Source organism: Streptomyces sp. JJ36, from assembly GCF_021696945.1.
In the GTDB taxonomy this organism is placed as follows: Bacteria; Actinomycetota; Actinomycetes; order Streptomycetales; family Streptomycetaceae; genus Streptomyces.
Genome location: NZ_JACYHE010000139.1, coordinates 1 through 4,967 on the forward strand (window position 1 = coordinate 1; position 4,967 = coordinate 4,967).

Annotated in this window: 4 protein-coding genes; all 4 read right to left on the reverse strand. The window is 74.5% G+C overall.

Annotated features, from left to right (window positions below):
* Positions 1-100 precede the first annotated feature (100 nt).
* On the reverse strand, positions 101-2,677 hold the full coding sequence (locus HOY81_RS26645; RefSeq protein WP_237323273.1) for an ABC transporter permease: 2,577 nt from the start codon (positions 2,675-2,677) through the stop codon (positions 101-103).
* On the reverse strand, positions 2,674-3,462 hold the full coding sequence (locus tag HOY81_RS26650; protein ID WP_237323274.1) for an ABC transporter ATP-binding protein: 789 nt from the start codon (positions 3,460-3,462) through the stop codon (positions 2,674-2,676). The genes HOY81_RS26645 and HOY81_RS26650 overlap by 4 nt, the downstream gene beginning before the upstream one ends.
* Positions 3,463-3,907: 445 nt before the next feature.
* Complete coding sequence (locus tag HOY81_RS26655) at positions 3,908-4,429, reverse strand: SUKH-3 domain-containing protein (protein WP_237323275.1); 522 nt, start codon at positions 4,427-4,429, stop codon at positions 3,908-3,910.
* A partial coding sequence (locus HOY81_RS26660; protein WP_237323276.1) for a YwqJ-related putative deaminase occupies positions 4,426-4,967 on the reverse strand: 542 nt, incomplete at its 5' end. The genes HOY81_RS26655 and HOY81_RS26660, both read right to left, overlap by 4 nt.

Sequence of the window (4,967 nt, forward strand, 5' to 3'; positions counted from 1 at the left end):
GGACGTGCGCGGGCGGGCGGACGTGCGCGGCCCCCGGGCGCTGCCGCGCCCCGGGGGCCGCCGTGGACCGCCGGCGCACCCCCGCCCGCCGGCGCCCGGCTCACTCCGTGGCGATCGCGTTCAGCACGTTCATCCGGCCGGCCCGGAAGGCCGGCACCAGCGCCGCCACCAGGCCCACCAGCGCGGAGCCGGCGAACACCCAGCCGATCGTGGCCCACGGGATCTCCAGCACCTTCAGTCCCTCCAGGGCCAGCAGCCGCTGCGCGGTGGCGCCCCAGCCCATGCCGAGCCCCAGCCCGAGCAGGGCCCCGAAGAGCGCGATGACCACCGACTCCAGGCGGATCATGCGCCGGAGCTGCCGGCGGGAGAGCCCGATGGCCCGCATCAGACCGATCTCCCGGGTCCGTTCGATCACGGAGAGCGCCAGGGTGTTCACCACCCCGAGCACCGCCACGATGATCGCCAGGGCCAGCAGCCCGTAGACCATGTTGAGCATCTGGCCGACCTGGTTCTCCAGGGTCTCCTTGTAGTCCGCCTGGTCCCGCACGGTGTACTGCGGGAAGGGCTCCAGCGCCTCCTTCAGCGCGGCGTACGCGGCGTCCTCCCGGCCGTCCTTCGCGGTGCCGAACATCATCTCGTTGAGCGGCATCCTCCGCTGCGGCACGTACCGCTCGACGGTGGCGATGCCGGTGTACATCGCGCCCTTGTCCAGGGTGGCGTCGTCCGAGGTGATCGCGGCGACGGTCAGCTCCGCCGTACGGCCGGCCGCGAAGTCCACCGTGAGGGTGTCCCCGACCCGCACCCCGTGGTCCTCGGCGAAGGCGTCGCCGACCGACATGGCGTCCTTCCCGTAGGCCCCGGCGAGGTCGCCGGAGACGGTCTCGCGGCGCAGCACGTCCCGGTAGGACGGGTCGGTCGCGGAGAGCTGCGTGTCGGACTTCTTCCCGTCCGGTGAGGTCACGGTCGCCTCGACGCCCTTGTAGGCGGTGACCGTCTCCAGGCCGTCGGCGTTCCGCAGCGCCTCGGCGGCCTGCGGCACGATCGGCCGGCCGTCGTCGGCCTGGACGATGAAGTCCGCGCCCACCGACCGGTCCAGTTCCTCGGTTGCCGAGGCGACCATCGAGGAGCCGACGACGGAGAGGCAGGCCACCAGGGCGAGGCCGATCATCAGGGCCGCGCCGGTGGCGCCGGTACGCCGCGGGTTCCGCAGCGCGTTCCGCTCCGCGAGCCTGCCGACCGGGCCGAAGAACCGCAGCACCACCAGGCTGAGCGCCCGCACCAGGAACCCGGCGAGCAGCGGGCCGACCACGATGAAGCCGAGCAGCGTGAGCAGCACCCCCAGGCCCAGCAGGGCCGCGCCGGAGGACGCCTGGTCGGCGCCGGCGGCGACCAGCAGCGCGGCGGCGCCGCCCGCGGTGAGCAGCAGGCCCAGCACCGCCCGTACGGCGCCCGCCCGGCCGTCCGCCGGGGTGCCGGCGTCGCGCAGCGCCGCCATCGGGGAGACCTTGCCGGCGCGGCGGGCCGGGAGCCAGGCGGCGAGCACGGTGACGACGACGCCGAGGACCAGCCCGGTCACCGGGGTGGCGGCCTGAATCGTGAGGTCGGAGGTGTCGAGCTGCATGCCCATGGTGCCCATGAGCTTCATCAGCCCGATCGCCAGCCCGATGCCCGCGCCGATGCCCAGCAGGGAGCCGACCAGGCCGAGCAGCAGCGCCTCGGTCAGCACCGAGCGGTTGATCTGCCGGCGGTCGGCGCCGATGGCCCGCATCAGGCCGATCTCCCGGGTGCGCTGGGCGACCAGCATGGAGAAGGTGTTGACGATGAGGAAGATCCCGACGAGGACGGCGATCCCGGCGAAGCCGAGCATCGCGTACTTCATCACGTTCAGGAACTCGCCGACGTCCTCCCGCTGGGCGTCCGCGGTCTCCTGCTGCGTCTTGACGGTGACGGCGGCGGCGCCGAGCGCCTCGGTCACGTTCTGCTTCAGCAGGCCGTCCGTCACGCCGGGTTCCGCGGTGACCGCGATGTTGGTGTACGCGCCGGTGTCGCCGAGCAGGAAATCCTGCGCGGTGGCGGTGTCGAAGTAGACGACGGCCGCACCCGGGTTGGTGACCTGGAAGGTGGCGATCCCGGAGATCCGGGCGGTGAGGTCGCCGGTGACGGCGATGGTGCGCAGCTCGTCCCCGAGTTCCAGGCCGTGCTTGCCGGCGGTGTCGGCGTCGACCATCACCTCGGTGGGTCCGCGCGGCGCGTGGCCGGAGGTGATCTCCATGGAGCGGCGGTCGACGCTGGTCCAGTTGCTCGCGATGGTGGGGGCGCCGGTGGAGGAGCCCATGTTCTCGTTGTCCGCGTCGACGACGGTGACGCCGAGGCTCACCACCACGCCCTCCGCCGACTCGGCGCCCTCGGCCTTCCGGGCCTCGGCGAGGACGGAGGCGGGGAGGGTCGCGGGCCGGCCGGTGCGCGGCTGTTCGTCGTCCTCCTCGGCGTCCTCCGGGGAGACGGTGACATCGGCCGTGGTGGCCGCGAACAGCTTGTCGAACGTGGTGTTCATGGTGTCGCTGAAGACCAGCGTCCCGCAGACGAAGGCCACCGACAGCAGGACGGCGACGGCGCTCAGCGCCATCCGTCCCTTGTGGGCGAGGACGTTTCTCAGCGAGGTGCGGAGGACGGTCACGACACCCTCCCGAGGGTGTCGAAGTGCTTCATCCGGTCCAGGACGTCCTCGGCGGTGGGGCGCCGCATCTCGTCGACGATCCGGCCGTCGGCGAGGTAGAGCACCCGGTCCGCGTAGGCGGCGGCGACCGGGTCGTGGGTGACCATCACGATCGTCTGGCCCAGCTCGTCCACCGAGCGGCGGAGGAAGCCGAGCACCTCGGCGCCCGCCCGGGAGTCGAGGTTGCCGGTCGGCTCGTCACCGAAGATGATCTCCGGCCGTGCGGCCAGCGCCCGTGCCACCGCCACGCGCTGCTGCTGGCCGCCGGAGAGCTGGTTCGGGCGGTGCTTGAGCCGGCCGCCCAGGCCGACGGTCTCCACGACCCGGCCCAGCCACTCGCGGTCCACCCGGCGGCCCGCGATGTCCATCGGCAGGGTGATGTTCTCGGCGGCGTTCAGTGTGGGCAGCAGGTTGAACGCCTGGAAGACGAAGCCGATACGGTCGCGGCGCAGCCGGGTCAGCTTCCGGTCCCGGAGCGCGGTGACCTCCTCGTCACCGACCCATATCCGGCCCTCGCTGACCGTGTCCAGCCCGGCCAGGCAGTGCATCAGCGTCGACTTCCCGGAGCCGGAGGGGCCCATGATGGCGGTGAAGGCGCCGCGGGCGATGTCCACGTCCACCCGGTCCAGCGCGACGACCCGGGTCTCCCCCGCGCCGTACGCCTTCACGACCTGCCGCGCCGCCGCGGCAACGGCCGTGCGACCTCCACTGCCCCCGGTCCTGGGATCCGCTACAGCCGTCGTCACAGTCTTCTCCTTCTGCGGTGTCCGAGATCGTGCCTGGGCGCGGTGCGCCACGTCTTGAGCCTCCCGCCGCGGGGGCGGGTGCCGCGATGGTGCCCGGCGCCGTTTCCGGCCGGGGGTTTCCCCCACCCCGGCGGTCCGGCGACCGGTACGGAGAGGCTAGGGACCGGGCGGCCCCTCCGGCTTCCTGCCGGGGGACGAGCGGTCCACCGAGAAGTCCGGGGGTGCGTCCCCTAAGGGGTGCGCGCACCGCCCGGCACGAACAGGGCCCGCGGCCGGCCAAGGCGAACGGCGGTCTCGCGCTCGGGCGCACTCCGGGGTGCCGGGATCGCGAGTCCGCACGCGGATGCCCGTACGAGGCGCCGCCCCTGGCGGGAGGCGTTCACCGGGATGAGGCACGCGGTGCCGGACGATGCGGGCCGCGTCGCGCAGACCGGGCCCGGGAGGCTCAGCGCACGCCGAGACGCTCCGGGCGTACGCCGGTGAGGAGCACGCCCAGCGCGGCGTCGAAGTCCGCGCCGAGATACCAGTCCCCGGTGTGGTCCAGCGCGTACACCCGGCCCTCGGCGTCGACGACGAGCAGCGCCGCCTCGTCCTCCGCGCCGCCCTCGGCGGGGACCTCCGCACCGAGCGGCGCGACCTGCGAGTCCAGGGCGCGGCCCAGATCGCCCAGCGTGCGGGCCGCGTGCAGCCCGTACATCGGGTCCACGCGCAGGGCGCTGGGCTCGATCTCCCGGCCGGGTCCGCCGGGGACGAGGTGCAGCGTGCCGAACTCCGCCCAGGCCTCCACCGCGGCCGGGAACAGCGCGTGCGTGTGCCCGGCGGGCGAGGTGTGGGCGCGGAGGGTGTCGGCCCAGATCTCGGCCTGCCGCATGTCCCAGCGGCCCGGCTCCCAGCCGGCCGCGCGCAGCGCGGCGTCGACGGCGACCGGGAAACGGGTGGCGGAGGTGCGGGCGTGCGGGACCGTCAACGGGCCTCCCCGGCACCGGGGTCGACCACCCGTACGCCGAAGTGCTCCAGCAGCAGGGTGCAGGACCGGCACGGCGGGGCGTAGGTGCCGTGCCGCGGATCGCCGTCCTCCCGGATACGGCGGGCGGTGAGCCGCGCCTGCTTGAGGGCCTTGCGGGCGTCGCTCTCCGTGTACGGGCGGCGCCCGGACCGTTTGCGGGGGCGAGCCGCCTCGGCGTCGGTGAGGAAGCGGGAGAGCAGGACGGCCTCGGCGCAGCGGCCGGTGTGCCGGCCGCGGTCGGCGGGGGCGAGGGCGTCGAGGAAGTCCCGCACCAGGGGGTGGTGGTCGGGTGGCTGTTCGCCCTTGCTGCCGGTGCAGGTGAGGGTGGTGCCGCGGACGGAGAGGGCCGCGGCCACGGCGGGGAGGATGCCGTCGCGCCGGTGCCGCAGCCGGGGCGCACCGGTCTCGCCGGGGGCGGACGCCGCATCCGCGCGCCTCTCGGCGGCGGAAGCCGCCGGGGCCGGCGGCGCGGGCGCCGCGGCGGTGGACGACCCGGGCG